The sequence below is a fragment of the Streptococcus sp. AS20 genome (assembly GCF_000524255.1).
GTDB lineage: Bacteria > Bacillota > Bacilli > Lactobacillales > Streptococcaceae > Streptococcus > Streptococcus constellatus.
The window spans coordinates 121,810-136,077 of sequence record NZ_JANS01000005.1; the positions used below are offsets into that span (position 1 = coordinate 121,810).

Genomic DNA, 14,268 nt, shown 5'->3' on the forward strand with positions numbered 1-14,268 from the left:
ATCTGATGGGGTTATTTAATCGCCTTTTTGGTCGCCAAAAAGAAGATAAACCAGTTGAAAATATTCTTGAAGAAGCTGTAGAAATAGTACCAGAGGATAATCAAGGAAAGAATCTAGAAATAGCAGAAAGGGATTCTGTAGAGAATGCGCAATCTGAGAATCTAGATGAACAAAAGCTCCAGACAGAACTAAAAGAACGGCTTGCTGAGGATAAAACGCGTCTTGAAACCATTCAAGAAAAAGTAGAAGAAATAGATTCGGAAATGACCGAGACAGAAGCAAGGATAGAGTCAGATGAAAGAGATTCACAAGTTCCAGAAAGCCATACCTTGCAAAGTGAAATGGCAGATTCACAACCCGTAAACAAAGAAAAATCTTTTTCTCAGACTCCAACCCAGCAAGCAGGTGCTGCTGATTTACAGGCTCGTTTAGTGGAAGCTAGACGACTACAAGCAGAACAAGAAAAGATGAGGCAACTGGACGAAGCGAATGCAGCAAGTGCAGAAACAAGCTCGGAAAACTTTTCTAGCCTAGCATCAACTAATGAAGCAGTTGATGCAAATTCATCTATTCAGGAAGAAACGGTTCAGGAAAAGTATGACCGCAGTCTCAAAAAGACACGGACAGGATTTGGAGCCCGCCTTAATGCTTTTTTTGCAGCTTTCCGTTCTGTAGATGAGGAATTTTTTGAAGAGTTAGAAGAACTCTTGATTACGAGTGATGTTGGGGTGCAAGTTGCCTCCAATCTGACTGAGGAATTACGCCAAGAAGCTCGCCTTGAAAATGCTAAAAAACCAGATACCCTTCGTCGGGTCATCATCGAAAAGTTAGTAGACATCTATGAAAAAGACGGTCAATTTAACGAAAAAATTAATTTACAAGACGGTCTGACAGTTATGCTTTTTGTAGGCGTGAATGGAGTTGGAAAGACCACCTCCATCGGGAAATTGGCTTATAAATATAAACAAGCTGGTAAGAAAGTTATGTTAGTTGCAGCAGACACTTTCCGTGCAGGAGCTGTTGCTCAACTGGTGGAATGGGGACGTCGAGTAGATGTTCCTGTTGTGACAGGTCCAGAAAAGAGTGATCCAGCCAGCGTTGTTTATGATGGCATGGAGCAAGCAAAGGCTGAAAATGTAGATATTCTCATGATTGATACAGCTGGACGTTTGCAAAACAAAGATAATCTCATGGCAGAGTTGGAAAAAATTGGACGAATTATTAAACGGGTAGATCCTGTTGCGCCGCATGAAACTTTCTTAGCTCTGGACGCTTCGACGGGACAAAATGCCCTTGTTCAGGCGAAGGAATTTTCAAAGATTACGCCAGTAACGGGGATTGTTTTGACAAAAATTGATGGAACTGCGCGTGGTGGTGTCGTTCTTGCAATCCGCCAAGAACTTGATATTCCAGTTAAACTAATTGGATTCGGAGAAAAAATTGACGATATTGGAGTATTTAACTCTGAAAACTTTATGAAAGGGCTCTTGGAAGGATTGGTATAAGAAAAAAGACTTGCAACTCATTCATTTTGCAAGTCTTTTGCGTATATTTACGTTAACCCAATCGTCCTTCTTTGCGATAGGTTTCGTCTGGTTGCCAATTCCAATGAGCTTCAAATTGGTTAAGGAGATCAAAGCTAGCTTTGGGTCCCATAGTACCTGATTTGTACTGATGAAGAGGGACTTCGTTGTTTGCCCACAGGGATTCAATACGATCAATCAATTCCCAGCTAGAACGTACTTCGTCCCAATGGCTGAAATTGGTTGAGTCATTGTTTAGCACATCGTAGATGAGCTTCTCATAAGGTTCTGGTGATGCGCCAGAAGCGGTTGCATCTGTACGATAATCAAGTGTCAGCGGAGCTAAGTTAAATTGCTCGCCTACTTCTTTGCCATTCATGCTAAGTGAAAATCCTTCAGTCGGCTGAATGTAAATCGTCAGTACATTTGGTTGAAGCGAGGAGCCGAAAATAGATTCTATTTGTTTGAAAACAATGTTGACATGGGTTCCTTTGGCAGTGAGACGTTTTCCAGTACGAAAGAAGAATGGCACACCACGGAAACGATCGCTGTCCACAAAGAACGCACCAGAAACAAAGGTTTCAGTGGTAGACTCTGGCTTAACATTTGGTTCACTGCGATAGGAAATATATTTTTTTCCGTCCACTTTTCCAGAAGTGTACTGACCACGAATGAAAAGTTTTTTCAGGTCATTATCGGTAGATTTGTGCAAGTGCTTGAAAACCTTAATTTTTTCAGCCCGAATGTCATCTTTAGTAAATGCTTTGGGCTTATCCATAGCAAGTAAAGATAGGAGTTGAAGCGTATGATTTTGCACCATATCACGCAAGGCACCTGAATGATCGTAATAGCCACCGCGCTCTTCCACGCCTAACTTTTCCGCAAAGGTAATCTGTACATTGTCAATATAATCACGATTCCAGACATTTTCAAAAAGAAGATTAGCAAAGCGAATGGCAAAAATACTTTGAATCATTTCCTTGCCGAGATAATGGTCAATACGGAAAATCTGCTCTTCGTCAAATGTTGCTAACAAATCATCGTTTAGTTTGCTAGCAGAGGCAAGATCTGTGCCGAAGGGTTTTTCTACAATTAAGCGTTCAAATCCTTTCCCATCTACAATTTGCTCGGATTTGAGATGTTTGGCAATCGTCCCAAAAAACTGAGGAGCCATAGATAGGAAGAAAAGTTTATTGTGTTCTGCTTGATAGTGCTCATTGAGATGATTTTGTAGTTTTCTTAATTCAATATAATGCTCGGTATCTTGGACATCGTGACTTTGGTAATAGAAATGGCTAGCAAAGTCTTGCGCTTGCTCAGGGCTGTCTGCGAGGTCTGTAATAGACTCAACCACGACAGATTCAAAATATTCCTTGCTCCAAGGTCTGCGAGCAGTTCCGATAACTGCAAAATGTTTAGACAAATTACCAGATCTATACAATCTAAAAAGAGAAGGATAAAGTTTTCTTTTTGCTAAATCTCCACTGGCACCAAAAATTGTAATAATCACTTTTGAAGACATTTTGAACACCTGTTTTCTAATATTTTATTTATTTTATCATAAATTGATTAAAATTTCCGAGTTTTGATAGCTCGAAATAAAGAGTAAAAGAGATAAAAAATAAGGATAACAAGGAAGAAAAGGAGTAGAAAGACAAGATGCACACCGGTCGTTGTATTAGGAGATTGATTAACGATTATAGCAGCGATAGCTGTTCCCAAAGCACCGGCAAATGTTTGAGCCGTTTGAAAGAGTGCTGTAGCATCTGGTGATTTCTCACGGCTAATCTGTGAGACAGATAGAGCCATAGTGTTATTGAATGCCATATTACGCCCGATTGTAAAGAAAATATAAGTAAGAATAATCAGTGGTAGCGTTAAGGATTCCGTAAAGAATGCAAAAACGGAAATAGCTAAGAAAAAGAGAAGATTCCCACCATATAGGGAAAGTTTTGCTCCTTTGTTATCATACAATTTTCCTAAAAAAGGTGCTGAGAAAGCTCCCAACATTGTTCCGGGCAGCAGTGCAAAACCAGCAGCAGAGGTAGCTTCGTGTTTTACTAAAACTAAGAAATTAGGAATCAGAAAATTGGCTGATAAATTTGAAAATTGGTAAAGGAAGAACGGAATAATTCCAAGTAAAATAGCTGGATTTTTCAAAATACGAATATCTAAAAAAGGATGTTCCACTGTTAAACTTCTCCAAATGAAAAGTAGAAGTGATAATAAAAAGATGATGACGAAGCTCCAATTAAAACTACCTTCTTCTAAGCTAGAAATCATCATGATAGAAAAAGTCAGTGAAAGTGTAAGAAGCAAGAAAGAAATCCACTCAAAAGGACGTTTTTGTTTATTGGGGGTATTTTCTAAAAAGAAAAATCCTAGAATGAACGAGATGATCGAAACTGGCATGATGAATGTGTAAATCATGTGCCAATCAAACAAGCCAATCATAAAGCCGCCGTAAGTTGGACCAATTGCAGGTGCTAGGCTGATCACTAGCCCAGTCAGTCCCATATAAAAGCCAATTTGACTGCGTGGAATCCGTTCTACAATCAAGTTAAACATTAACGGTATGGCTATTCCAGTGGCAGCGCCTTGTAGAATCCGCCCTAGCATTAGTAGGGCAAAATTAGGAGCAAGCATCGCCACACCATTTCCGAACGTAAAAGTAACTAGGCTGGTGAAGAGAATTTTTCGTTCAGACCAGTTGTGTGCTAGTGTGGCTCCGAGTGTAATCGTAATGGAAACAGCAAGCAAGTAGCCTGTCGTAATCCATTGCAATGTACCAAGGTCTGTATGAAACACTTTCATAAGATGCGGAAAAGTGACATTCATACTGGTTTCAGAAAGAATTCCAGCAAAAGCAATTAGTGCTGTGGCAAAAATGGATAGCAAGGTTTTTCTTGAAACAGGTTGGTTGTGTTCTGACATAGTATCTCCTAAAATTATAAATCTCTCTTATTTTATCATAATTACTCACAAAAGAGCATAATAGGAGACCTAGAGAAATAGTTCTCAGGTCTTCTTTTGTTTATTCAATGTGGGTTAAAAGACACGATAGACATAAGGATTGCTAGGCTTTTCAACTTTCTTGAAACTATCTATTTCAAGCATTGGTAAACTTTGGCCTAGCTGTTTGTGGTAGCGAATCGTAATTTTCCCGCTCGCTCTTATCCAGGTGTTATTTTCGAAATGCTCAGTATTTCCAGTTGTCAGAAGTCCATAAACCCCTGAATCGGCGATACAATGAATAATGCCAAAGCGGAACAAAAATTGACTTTTAGCATCGCTTGGATCATTATAGACGAAACCGGTAAATTCTAGTCGTTTTCCAGCAAATTCATCTGGATAATCATAAAGAACTTCCATGACCTCCATGTAATTTTCATTCGTAACAGAGATGGTATCTTTTTTCAGATATTTTTTGGCGGCTGCTCGCATTTCTTTCTCATAAGCACTTTTAGTGAAATAAGTGCTGGTATCAGGTTTTAGGTACTGATTGGTAGTGCCTTCATCAGCTTGAATGTTTTTTGAACTGCCGTCAGCTAATGGGAAATGGTAACCTTTAGCAGAAACGGTCGTAGAGTCTAAACTGACTGTTGGAAAGAAGAGAGCAACCAGCAACGGTACGATGAGAAAAGCAATACTAGCAAATTTTGCTGAACGACTCGTCAGATGGCTGTGTATTTTCATTTTTTTCATCCAGACAATGAGCTGGACAATGGCTAGCACGAAAGAAAGAACCATTGAAATATATGCCAAATAAGAAAAATGCATATTGATGTATTGATTGAGCTTGCCAGAAAGTTGCAAATACATGGTAATTTCAAAATAACCAGCTAAAATTAGAAAACGAATCATAGCACTACCCCCACAAGCCAAGAATAAATGACGACAACTAAACTAACAATTCCAATAAATTGCCAGATGAATCGTCCTTTGAGGTAATTTTTCATCATGAGGATATTTTTCACATCTAGCATTGGTCCAATGACGAGGAAAGCGAGAACTGGTGCTAAGCCAAAACTAGAAATGAGTGAGCTTCCGATAAAGGCATCTGCTTCACTGCAAAGTGAGAGAAGAAATGCAAGCACCATCAATAGTAAAATAGCCATAAGTGGTGTTGCACTAATGGAAGTCAGAATGCGTGTAGGTACATAGACTTGGACAATGCTGGCAAAGAGACAGCCAAAGACTAAGTAACGACCTGTATCGAAAAATTCGTCAATAGATTGCACAAACACTTGGAATACTTTCTGGCTTTGACTTAAATGAGAAAAATCATGTTCATGCGGAATGATTCGATTTTCTTTTTGAATATTTGCAGTATTGAGAAAGCCAAAGAAGATTCCTAGAACAATTGCTACAACAACAGATCCAAAAGCTCTGAGTAACGCCATTTTAAAGGAATTTCCAAAAGCAGAGTAAGTTGCAAAGAGAACGATAGGATTGATAACTGGCGCCGTCACCATAAAAGGTACGGCTGTATAACTTGGCACTTTCTTTTCCAAAAAGCGATTGATAATGGGGACAATTCCACATTCGCAGGAAGGGAAAATAAAGCCAATAAATGTACCAAAGAAAATCCGACCCCATTTATTTTTAGGCAGATAGCGATAAACTTTGTCTGGTGTGATATAAACCTCTATAAAACCTGAAATAATGCTCCCAATCAGCACAAAAGGCAGTGCTTCAATAATAATGGAGAGGAAAATCGCACCGGCTTGCAGCACACTAGGCGGCAGTTGATGGAAAAAGTTCATGACTTTTTAGCCTTTTGCTCTTTTTTCATCTTTTTTTCTTTTTCATCAGGAAATTCTACTTTTTCAATTTTAGGTAACGTTGCAAATTCTTCAAACATTTTGTCTAAATCATCTGAACGCGTAAATTTAATAGCCATAGCAGCCTCCTTTTTCTTTTTTACTATTATACTATCATTTTGAAGATTATGGTGAAATAAAGTTGTGTGAATTATTTTCCCCTATGTAATAAAGTTTGAAATATGATATAATATTTTTCATGGAAACAAATATTATTGAAATCGCACAAAGTTTAAATGTTAGTCAAAAACAAGTTGAAAAAGTTCTTGAATTGACAGCTGAAGGCAATACCATTCCTTTTATTGCTCGTTATCGGAAAGAGATGACGGGGAATTTGGATGAGGTGGAGATCAAGGCAATTCTTGATTTGGATAAAAGCCTGACAAATCTCAAAGAACGTAAAGAAACAGTGTTAGCTAAGATCGAGGAGCAAGGAAAGCTGACAGATAAATTACGTGCAGCTATTGAAGCAGCTGAAAAGTTGGCTGATGTGGAAGAACTTTATCTTCCTTACAAAGAAAAACGTCGGACAAAGGCTACGATTGCGCGTGCAGCAGGACTTTTCCCCTTGGCACGGCTTATATTACAAAATATTAGCAATCTTCAAGAAGAAGCCATTGGTTTAACTAGTGAAGCATTTCCAACGGCAGAAGCGGCTCTATCTGGGGCTGTAGATATTTTGGTGGAAGCCATTTCAGAAGATGTCCAACTGCGTGCATGGACTTATCATGAAATACTGAAAAATTCAAGCATTGTTTCAACTTTGAAAGATGCAAATTTGGACGAAAAGCAAGTATTTCAAATTTATTATGATTTTTCTGAAAAAATTGCGGATATGCAAGGTTATCGGACCTTAGCTTTAAATCGGGGTGAAAAGCTAGGTGTTCTTAAAGTTAGTTATGAACATAATGTAGAAAAAATCATCCGCTTTTTTGAATTGCGGTTTAAGATTAAAAATAACTACATTCATGAAGCAATCCAGCAAGCAGTGAAAAAGAAAATCATTCCAGCTATGGAACGTCGAATTCGAACAGAATTAACTGAAACAGCGGAAGACGGTGCTATTCAGCTATTTTCAGACAATCTTCGTCATCTGCTCTTGATTGCGCCACTCAAAGGGCGCGTAGTACTCGGTTTTGACCCAGCTTTCCGGACAGGAGCTAAGCTAGCAGTCGTAGATGCAACTGGAAAAATGCTGACAACTCAGGTTATCTATCCTGTTCCACCAGCAAAAGCAGCACAAATTGAAGCTTCTAAGCGAGAACTGTCAGACTTGATTGAACAATTTGGCGTTGAAATTATCGCTATTGGAAATGGAACAGCCAGTCGAGAAAGTGAAGCATTTGTTGCTGAAGTGCTGAAAACTCATCCCAATGTCAGCTATGTTATTGTAAATGAAAGTGGTGCATCTGTTTATTCAGCTAGCGAATTAGCGCGGCATGAATTTCCTGATTTGACTGTTGAGAAACGTTCGGCTATCTCGATTGCCCGGCGTTTGCAGGATCCGCTTGCAGAGTTGGTTAAAATTGATCCAAAATCAATCGGTGTTGGGCAATACCAGCATGATGTTAGTCAGAAGAAATTATCTGAAAGCTTGGATTTTGTTGTAGATACCGTTGTCAATCAAGTTGGCGTTAATATCAATACTGCAAGTCCCTCTCTTCTCTCTCATGTAGCAGGATTGAACAAAACGATTTCTGAAAATATTGTCAAATATCGTGAAGAAGAAGGTATGATTCATTCGCGTGAAGATATTAAAAAAGTGCCTCGCTTGGGTGCTAAAGCATTTGAACAGGCAGCAGGTTTCTTACGGATTCCCGAAAGTGACAATATTTTAGACAATACAGGTGTTCACCCAGAGAGTTATCCAGCTGTTGAGAAATTATTCCAAATGCTAGCAATTAAAGACTTGAATCAAGATGGTCAGGAAAAATTACAGTCATTGGATGTAGCCAAGGTAGTTACTGACTTGGGAATAGGGGAAGCAACACTTAAAGACATCATTGCAGACTTGCTCAAGCCAGGTCGAGATTTACGCGATTCGTTTGATGCACCAGTTCTTCGTCAAGATGTTCTTGATATAAGAGATTTACAAATTGGACAAAAATTAGAAGGAGTTGTACGTAATGTCGTTGATTTTGGTGCTTTTGTGGATATTGGTATTCATGAAGATGGATTGATTCATATTTCGAAGCTCAGCAACAGCTATGTCAAACATCCAAGTCAAGTTGTTTCTGTTGGTGACTTGGTAACCGTTTGGGTAGATAAATTGGATATAGAAAGAGAAAAGGTCAATCTTTCCTTGGTGGCACCGCGTGAACCTAACTAACTATGTTAGACAAGTTTCTTTGGAAGATTTTGGCAAGGAATTTCATCATGAAGCTGATTGGAACAAGCGTCTCCGTTCAACGGGCGGACGCTTTTTTCCAAAAGACGGTCATCTCGATTTTAACCCTAAAATCTATGAACAGTTTGGCCTAGAAACCTTCCGAAAAATTGTTCGTCATGAACTTTGTCACTATCATCTTTATTTTGAAAAGAAAGGCTATCGACATAAGGATCGAGATTTTAAGCAATTATTGAAAGCTGTGAACGGTTTGCGCTACGCACCAACTTTATCAAGACAACCAACTGCAAAAATTCTTATTTACCAATGCCTGCATTGTTATGCACAGTACCATAGAAAAAGACGGATCAATACTGAGCAGTATTGCTGTGGCCGTTGCCAAGGAAAACTCATTTTTGTCAGACAGTTGCAGTCTTAATGACTATTTTGGAGAAATAATCAGAAATCCGCCTAGGGACGGATGGCGTGATGACTAAAATGTGCTACACTAGATTTAGTATCAATGAAAGAGGCTAAATGATGATGAAAACAAAATTTTATAAATTACGCCGAAATAGCGCTGTATCAGGAGTCTTGGCTGGTTTGTCTGACAAATTTGGTTTGGACGTTGGGCTTGTTCGCTTTTTATTCGTTTTATTTACTATCTTTAACTTTGGCTTAGGGATTATCATCTATATTATCTTAGCTGCTGTGATGCCTTACAAGGAAGATGTGGAAGAAGAAATGTATGGAACAGGACCTCGTAAGCGCAAAGAAGCAGAAGCTATCAAAGAAGAAGATGGTTGGTTTTGGTGATTATAATAGAATAAGAGCTTGTTTATAGATGCAAAAAGGAGTTCATGCAATGGACTCTCTTATTTTTGAAGGAGAAGAGATGGAATATTGGGATGCTTACGATGAGTATCGGGAAAAAGTTGGATATAAATTGCTCAGAGGAGAAGAGATTCCAGAAGGGAAGTACCATCTTTGTGTCAATGTCTTTGTTCGTCATATAGATGGGGAATTTCTCCTGATGCACCGCAGTCCTAAAAAAGAGATTCATCCTAATTATTATGAGTTTGGTGCAGGAGGAAGTGTGCTGGCTGGTGAAGATAGCATGACCGCAGCCTATCGTGAATTACGGGAAGAAACTGGTCTAATTCCTAGAGAACTACAACTGATTGAGAAAGTGACGTCATCTAACGATCGCTGTCATTTTGATTTTTATGAGGCCATCGTGGCAGAGAAAACGGTGAGGTATCAAGAGAGTGAAACGGATGGTCACATCTGGTTGAAGTCTAGTGAGCTTCGATATTTTATGGATCGGTATCCTGTATTTCAAAATCAAAAACAAATTGTAGAACAAATGATTCAGTCAGAGGATTGATGGGTACTACAGATGTTTGAATCCATTTTCTTTGCAAAATCAAAGATGAAACTCTCTTTTAGTCTGAAAATTTGCTATAATAGATAAAGAAATTATCAAAGGGGAAAAATATGGCTGTAAGGATCAAAGATCTATTAAAAAAAGTCAGATTAAATGTGGTTTATGGTGATGAGAAAATGTTGGAAAAAGAGATTACAACATCTGATATTTCTCGTCCTGGACTTGAAATGACAGGCTATTTTGACTATTACACACCAGAACGTATCCAGCTAATGGGAATGAAAGAATGGTCTTACTTGATGAAGATGACCTCTCACAATCGCTATCAGGTTTTACGGAAAATGTTTGAACGAGACACTGTTATGATTGTGGCGCGTGATCTGAAAGTACCTGATGAGATGTTGAAGGCTGCAAAGGAAAATAAAATTGTTGTTCTCAGCAGCCGCACACCGACGAGTCGTTTATCAGGTGAAATTTCTAGCTATCTAGATTCACGTTTGGCTGAACGAACCAGTATTCATGGCGTTCTAATGGATATTTATGGCATGGGTGTTCTGATACAAGGTGATAGCGGAATTGGAAAAAGCGAAACTGGACTGGAGCTAGTTAAACGCGGGCATCGTTTAGTCGCAGATGACCGTGTGGATATCTACGCGAAAGATGAAATGACTCTCTGGGGTGAGCCAGCTGAAATTTTGCGCCATTTACTTGAGATTCGTGGCGTTGGGATTATTGATGTTATGAGCCTTTATGGGGCAAGTGCTGTAAAAGATTCATCACAGGTTCAGTTGGCTGTTTATCTGGAAAATTATGATGTCAATAAAACATTTGACCGCTTGGGAAACAATGGTGAGGAGTTTGAAGTATCAGGTGTGGCTATTCCAAGAATCCGCATTCCTGTGAAAACGGGTCGCAATATTTCGGTAGTGATTGAATCGGCAGCGATGAATTACCGCGCAAAAGAAATGGGCTTTGATGCAACGAAGACATTTGAGGAACGCTTAACCAATCTTATTAGTAAAAATGAGGTGGCTCATGATTAATCCAATTGCATTTAAGATAGGGCCTTTTAGTATTCGTTGGTATGCGATTTGTATTGTGACAGGTTTGATTTTAGCTGTTTATCTAGCTATGAAAGAAGCACCAAGGAAAAAGATTATTCCAGATGACATTCTTGATTTTATTCTTGTTGCATTTCCTCTGTCGATCGTTGGGGCTCGCATTTACTATGTCATTTTTGACTGGAACTATTATGCTAAAAATCCTGCTGAGATTTTTGCTATTTGGCACGGGGGAATTGCTATTTATGGTGGTTTAATTACTGGAGCGATTGTCTTATATTTCTTCTCCCAACAAAAATTCATTAACACACTAGACTTTTTAGATATTGCTGTTCCAGGTGTAATGATTGCTCAAAGTCTTGGGCGATGGGGCAATTTCTTCAACCAAGAGGCTTACGGAGCGATTGTTAAACGTTTGGATTACTTGCCAAGTTTTATGCGCAACCAAATGTATATTGATGGGCATTATCGACAACCAACTTTCCTTTATGAGTCGGTTTGGAATTTGTTAGGATTTGCTTTAGTGATGGTTGCGAGAAGAAAGAAAAATTTCCTCAAACGTGGAGAAATGACTGGATTTTATCTTATTTGGTACGGAATAGGTCGCATGGTGATTGAAGGTATGCGAACAGATAGTCTCATGTTTGCGGGCTTGCGTGTGTCACAATGGTTGTCTGCTGTTCTAGTGGTTGCAGGAATTATTCTTATCATTTACCAAAGAAAAAAAGTAGATACCCCTTATTATTAAAAAGTTAGGAGAAAAAGATGCTTGAAATTGCTTATAGTTTAGTGGCCCTTGCTTTGATTACTTTGATTGTTTACACGATTTTCTTAGTCAGGAAAATCTCAACTGTTGTTGATGAAACAGAAAAAACAATTCAGGTATTGACAACGGATGTCAATGTGACACTCTATCAGACAAATGAATTGTTAACCAAAGTGAATGTTTTAGCAGATGATATTAACGGGAAAATGACAACAATTGATCCACTTTTCACTGCAGTTGCAGATTTGTCAGAGTCAGTTTCAGATTTAAATGATTCTGCTCGTCATTTGAGTAAAAAAGCTGCTACAGCAGGTAAAAATGGAGTGAAAGCTGGTGCAACTTTATCGGCCTTACGGATGATTACAAAACTATTTAAAAAATAAGAAAGAAGGTTTATTATGGGTAAATTTTCATCAATCCTTTTAGGAACACTCTCTGGAGCAGCTGCAGCTGTATTCCTCACAAGTAAAAAAGGAAAAGAAGTGACGGCTAAGGTTTCAGATTTCATGAATGAAGTTAAAGAAAATCCAGACGATTTTAAAGATCAGGTAGTGCAAAAAGTCAATCATTTCTCTAATCAGGCTGTAGAAGCAGTCAATCAAGCTAAAGAAAAGGTCGAGAGTGGAGAAATTACAGGTGAAACAATTCTTGGCTCTGTTAAAGAAGCGACGACACAAGTAGTTGAATTTTCACAAGAGAAATTTCAAGAATGGCGAGAAAAAATGGCGCCAGAAGGGATTTCACCAGAAGAATTAAAAAAAACTGCTCCAGAATCAGCAGAAAAAGAAGATTCTCCTGAGGACATTGTCATTGATTTGACAGAAACTGAGGAAACAGAAATGGAAAACGAAGATAAAAAAATTGAGGATTAATACCTCAATTTTTTTATCTGTTTAACTGAATCGATTTGCATCACAATAAAAACAGTGCCTTTGAAAAAGCAGGCACTTCAATCCCAAAACTATTTATTTCTTTTTCGACGAATAAATGTTTGCTGCACTTTGATACACACTAAGCTAACAGCGATTGCCAAAGTAAAGGCTAGAAATGTATTTACTTTAATTGACAAAAACAAAAAACTAAACAAAGCTGTCAAGATACAGAATGTCGCAATATTCACGAAAAACAACAATTCTTTCAGGTTTGGATTCGTTTTTGCTTCAGGAATATAATCTTGATAAAGGGGATATTGTTCTTGTTCTAGATAAGTGTAGTCCTCTTGATAGGACTGATATTTTCTTGCGGTCATGTTCTCTCTCCTTACAGTACTCTCTTATTTTACCATGATTTCAATTAGATAAATATTACATAACGATTACAAAACGGCTAAAAATGCTTTTCAATTTAAAAAATAGAAGTGAAATCAAAAATGTGGTATAATTTTAACATGGAAAAGATAAACATTACAGCAACTGCTGAGAGTATTGAACAAGTAAAAGAGCTTTTAGAAGTAGGTATAGATCGCATATATGTTGGTGAAAAAGAGTATGGACTTCGTCTACCCCATGCTTTTTCTTATGAGGAATTACGCCGGATTGCAGATTTGGTTCATAAAGCTGGTAAAAAGCTGACAGTAGCTGTCAATGCGTTAATGCATCAGGAAATGATGAATCATATCAAGCCTTTTCTTGATTTTTTAGTGGATATTCAGGCAGATTATATTACTGTGGGAGATGCTGGTGTTTTTTATGTGTTAAAACGTGACGGTTATCCGTTTAAGACGATTTATGATGCCTCGACTATGGTTGCCAGCAGTCGTCAGGTGAACTTCTGGGGACAGAAAGCAGGCGCTTCTGAGGCGGTTTTAGCACGGGAAATTCCATCGGCAGAATTGTTTAAAATGCAGGAAGTGTTAGAAATTCCTGTTGAGATACTAGTCTATGGTGCTAGCGTCATTCATCATTCTAAGCGACCGCTTTTGCAGAATTATTACAATTTCACTCATATTGATGACGAAAAGAGTCGTGAGCGTGATTTATTCCTTGCAGAGCCGAGTGACCCAGATAGCCATTATTCTATTTTTGAGGACAATCATGGGACGCATATTTTTGCGAATAATGATTTGGATATGATGACGAAACTTGGAGAATTGGTAGAATATGGCTTCACACATTGGAAGCTTGAAGGGATTTATACACCGGGACACAATTTTGTTGAAATTGCCAAACTTTTCGTGCAAGCGCGTGAATTGATTGAAACCAATCGATTGACACATGATCAGGCTTTCCTATTAGATGAGCAAGTTCATCAATTGCATCCCAAGAATCGTTTTCTAGATACAGGATTTTATGAGTATGATCCAGATCAGGTGAAATAAAGAAGACAGGTGGTTGCGAGTTGTGATTGCTTGTTTATCTTTCACAATCTATCATCTTTAGCTTG

At 38.4% G+C, this 14,268-nt stretch carries 16 protein-coding genes; 10 read left to right on the forward strand and 6 right to left on the reverse strand.

All coding sequences use genetic code 11. The features are described from left to right. The first annotated feature begins 5 nt into the window (after positions 1-5). Entirely contained in the window at positions 6-1,505 is a 1,500-nt protein-coding gene (ftsY, locus tag HMPREF1514_RS01565) for a signal recognition particle-docking protein FtsY (protein WP_037596831.1), read from the forward strand. A gap of 52 nt (positions 1,506-1,557) precedes the next feature. On the opposite strand, the gene zwf is transcribed toward ftsY, so the two are convergent. The 5 genes from zwf to HMPREF1514_RS09405 form a co-directional block, all read right to left on the reverse strand. Beyond that, positions 1,558-3,045 carry a glucose-6-phosphate dehydrogenase gene (zwf, locus tag HMPREF1514_RS01570; protein WP_037596833.1) on the reverse strand — a complete coding sequence of 496 codons (1,488 nt, stop codon included), beginning with the start codon at positions 3,043-3,045 and terminating at the stop codon, positions 1,558-1,560. A gap of 47 nt (positions 3,046-3,092) precedes the next feature. Further along, positions 3,093-4,457 (reverse strand): MFS transporter, encoded by a 1,365-nt coding sequence (locus HMPREF1514_RS01575; protein ID WP_003068705.1) that lies wholly within the window; start codon positions 4,455-4,457, stop codon positions 3,093-3,095. Between the two features lie 114 nt (positions 4,458-4,571). Beyond that, the gene (locus HMPREF1514_RS01580) at positions 4,572-5,387 is read right to left on the reverse strand and encodes a TIGR03943 family putative permease subunit (RefSeq protein ID WP_037596835.1); all 816 of its coding nucleotides are present in this window, start codon (positions 5,385-5,387) and stop codon (positions 4,572-4,574) included. Then, the gene (locus HMPREF1514_RS01585; protein ID WP_037596837.1) at positions 5,384-6,289 is read right to left on the reverse strand and encodes a permease; all 906 of its coding nucleotides are present in this window, start codon (positions 6,287-6,289) and stop codon (positions 5,384-5,386) included. Before HMPREF1514_RS01585 ends, HMPREF1514_RS01580 begins: the two co-directional genes overlap by 4 nt. Continuing rightward, positions 6,286-6,426, reverse strand: a complete 141-nt coding sequence (locus HMPREF1514_RS09405; RefSeq protein WP_102989260.1) for an SPJ_0845 family protein — start codon at positions 6,424-6,426, stop codon at positions 6,286-6,288. The genes HMPREF1514_RS01585 and HMPREF1514_RS09405 overlap by 4 nt, the downstream gene beginning before the upstream one ends. 119 nt (positions 6,427-6,545) lie before the next feature. Between HMPREF1514_RS09405 and HMPREF1514_RS01590 the strand changes: the two genes are divergently transcribed. The 8 genes from HMPREF1514_RS01590 to HMPREF1514_RS01625 all read left to right on the forward strand — a co-directional run bounded on the left by HMPREF1514_RS01590 (position 6,546) and on the right by HMPREF1514_RS01625 (position 12,758). Next, positions 6,546-8,675: a Tex family protein gene (locus HMPREF1514_RS01590; RefSeq protein WP_037596839.1), complete on the forward strand. Its 2,130-nt coding sequence runs from the start codon at positions 6,546-6,548 to the stop codon at positions 8,673-8,675. Further along, a complete protein-coding gene (locus HMPREF1514_RS01595; protein WP_037596841.1) occupies positions 8,662-9,111 on the forward strand; it encodes a SprT family protein in 450 nt (149 codons plus the stop codon). Before HMPREF1514_RS01590 ends, HMPREF1514_RS01595 begins: the two co-directional genes overlap by 14 nt. A gap of 104 nt (positions 9,112-9,215) precedes the next feature. After that, positions 9,216-9,488 carry a PspC domain-containing protein gene (locus tag HMPREF1514_RS01600; protein WP_037591159.1) on the forward strand — a complete coding sequence of 91 codons (273 nt, stop codon included), beginning with the start codon at positions 9,216-9,218 and terminating at the stop codon, positions 9,486-9,488. 49 nt (positions 9,489-9,537) lie between these two features. Continuing rightward, a complete protein-coding gene (locus tag HMPREF1514_RS01605; protein WP_037596843.1) occupies positions 9,538-10,059 on the forward strand; it encodes an NUDIX hydrolase in 522 nt (173 codons plus the stop codon). A 110-nt stretch (positions 10,060-10,169) separates the two neighbouring features. Then, positions 10,170-11,102, forward strand: a complete 933-nt coding sequence (gene hprK, locus HMPREF1514_RS01610) for an HPr(Ser) kinase/phosphatase (protein ID WP_003068730.1) — start codon at positions 10,170-10,172, stop codon at positions 11,100-11,102. After that, positions 11,095-11,868 (forward strand): prolipoprotein diacylglyceryl transferase, encoded by a 774-nt coding sequence (gene lgt, locus HMPREF1514_RS01615; RefSeq protein WP_006270687.1) that lies wholly within the window; start codon positions 11,095-11,097, stop codon positions 11,866-11,868. Before hprK ends, lgt begins: the two co-directional genes overlap by 8 nt. A 17-nt stretch (positions 11,869-11,885) precedes the next feature. Continuing rightward, on the forward strand, positions 11,886-12,269 hold the full coding sequence (locus tag HMPREF1514_RS01620; RefSeq protein WP_003072347.1) for a DUF948 domain-containing protein: 384 nt from the start codon (positions 11,886-11,888) through the stop codon (positions 12,267-12,269). A gap of 15 nt (positions 12,270-12,284) precedes the next feature. Beyond that, on the forward strand, positions 12,285-12,758 hold the full coding sequence (locus tag HMPREF1514_RS01625) for a YtxH domain-containing protein (protein WP_037596845.1): 474 nt from the start codon (positions 12,285-12,287) through the stop codon (positions 12,756-12,758). Positions 12,759-12,847: 89 nt separating this feature from the next. Here HMPREF1514_RS01625 and HMPREF1514_RS01630 read toward each other — a convergent pair whose 3' ends face one another. After that, positions 12,848-13,135, reverse strand: a complete 288-nt coding sequence (locus HMPREF1514_RS01630) for a DUF3270 domain-containing protein (RefSeq protein ID WP_037596847.1) — start codon at positions 13,133-13,135, stop codon at positions 12,848-12,850. 138 nt (positions 13,136-13,273) lie between these two features. Between HMPREF1514_RS01630 and HMPREF1514_RS01635 the strand changes: the two genes are divergently transcribed. Continuing rightward, positions 13,274-14,203, forward strand: a complete 930-nt coding sequence (locus tag HMPREF1514_RS01635) for a peptidase U32 family protein (RefSeq protein ID WP_037597241.1) — start codon at positions 13,274-13,276, stop codon at positions 14,201-14,203. Positions 14,204-14,268 lie beyond the last annotated feature (65 nt).

Coding starts and splice junctions, on each gene's coding strand:
- HMPREF1514_RS01580 (WP_037596835.1), bottom strand. CDS start 5,387: ATGATTCGTTTTCTAATTTTAGCTGGTTATTTTGAAATTACCATGTAT.
- HMPREF1514_RS09405 (WP_102989260.1), bottom strand. CDS start 6,426: ATGGCTATTAAATTTACGCGTTCAGATGATTTAGACAAAATGTTTGAA.
- zwf (WP_037596833.1), bottom strand. CDS start 3,045: ATGTCTTCAAAAGTGATTATTACAATTTTTGGTGCCAGTGGAGATTTA.
- hprK (WP_003068730.1), top strand. CDS start 10,170: ATGGCTGTAAGGATCAAAGATCTATTAAAAAAAGTCAGATTAAATGTG.
- HMPREF1514_RS01590 (WP_037596839.1), top strand. CDS start 6,546: ATGGAAACAAATATTATTGAAATCGCACAAAGTTTAAATGTTAGTCAA.
- lgt (WP_006270687.1), top strand. CDS start 11,095: ATGATTAATCCAATTGCATTTAAGATAGGGCCTTTTAGTATTCGTTGG.
- HMPREF1514_RS01585 (WP_037596837.1), bottom strand. CDS start 6,289: ATGAACTTTTTCCATCAACTGCCGCCTAGTGTGCTGCAAGCCGGTGCG.
- ftsY (WP_037596831.1), top strand. CDS start 6: ATGGGGTTATTTAATCGCCTTTTTGGTCGCCAAAAAGAAGATAAACCA.
- HMPREF1514_RS01605 (WP_037596843.1), top strand. CDS start 9,538: ATGGACTCTCTTATTTTTGAAGGAGAAGAGATGGAATATTGGGATGCT.
- HMPREF1514_RS01635 (WP_037597241.1), top strand. CDS start 13,274: ATGGAAAAGATAAACATTACAGCAACTGCTGAGAGTATTGAACAAGTA.
- HMPREF1514_RS01600 (WP_037591159.1), top strand. CDS start 9,216: ATGAAAACAAAATTTTATAAATTACGCCGAAATAGCGCTGTATCAGGA.
- HMPREF1514_RS01575 (WP_003068705.1), bottom strand. CDS start 4,457: ATGTCAGAACACAACCAACCTGTTTCAAGAAAAACCTTGCTATCCATT.
- HMPREF1514_RS01630 (WP_037596847.1), bottom strand. CDS start 13,135: ATGACCGCAAGAAAATATCAGTCCTATCAAGAGGACTACACTTATCTA.
- HMPREF1514_RS01620 (WP_003072347.1), top strand. CDS start 11,886: ATGCTTGAAATTGCTTATAGTTTAGTGGCCCTTGCTTTGATTACTTTG.
- HMPREF1514_RS01625 (WP_037596845.1), top strand. CDS start 12,285: ATGGGTAAATTTTCATCAATCCTTTTAGGAACACTCTCTGGAGCAGCT.